The 747-nt window shown below is 48.2% G+C and carries 1 protein-coding gene; it reads right to left on the bottom strand.

Going from position 1 to position 747, the window contains the following annotated elements; genetic code table 11:
- Positions 1-123: 123 nt before the first annotated feature.
- A partial coding sequence (locus ACTXGO_RS15350) for an acyl-CoA dehydrogenase family protein (protein WP_443575126.1) occupies positions 124-747 on the bottom strand: 624 nt, incomplete at its 5' end.

Genomic DNA, 747 nt, shown 5'->3' with positions numbered 1-747 from the left:
ATCACGAATCTGACCGCCTTGGTCTAAAACCTTTTGATCTACAGCCTTGTCGCCACTTGGCAGATTGCCTTTATTATCAGTTGCCATATATTTGTCCTTTTCTATTTTACACTTAGACTATTTTTAACGTTTTAGACGAACGCCGTGACGCTTTAACTCTAATTTGGCAATCATGGTTTTGTGCACCTCGTCAGGACCATCCGCTAAGCGCAATGCACGAGCCTGAGCGAAGAAACTTGGCAACATCGTATCTTGACAGACGCCCATACCGCCATGTATCTGAATAGACATATCGACCACTTCTTGTAGTACGGTTGGCGCCACTACTTTAATCGCTGATATTTCAGTCAAAGCCGCTTTGGTGCCTTGGCTATCCATCTTTTGCGCCGCATATAGGGTCAATAGACGTGCTTGATCAATCTTGATACGTGCCTCCGCAATGCGCTCAAGGTTGCCGCCTAATTGCAACAAAGGCTTACCAAAAGCGGTGCGCTCAGTGCCGCGCTTAATGGCCAGCTCAAGTGATTTTTCGGCCGCGCCTATACAGCGCATGCAATGGTGAATACGGCCTGGCCCTAATCGACCTTGGGCAATCTCAAAGCCCATACCTGGTCCGCCGATAAAGTTATCAATCGGTACGCGTACATTATCAAAGCTAACTTCGCCATGCCCATGCGGCGCATCATAATCACCGAATACTTTTAGCATGCGCTCAATGTTGACGCCTGCGGTTTTGGCAGGGACGAG

The organism is Psychrobacter sp. T6-1 (assembly GCF_052258445.1).
Note: the sequence above shows the minus strand (reverse complement) of the source record. Positions and strands in the feature narration are given on the sequence as shown.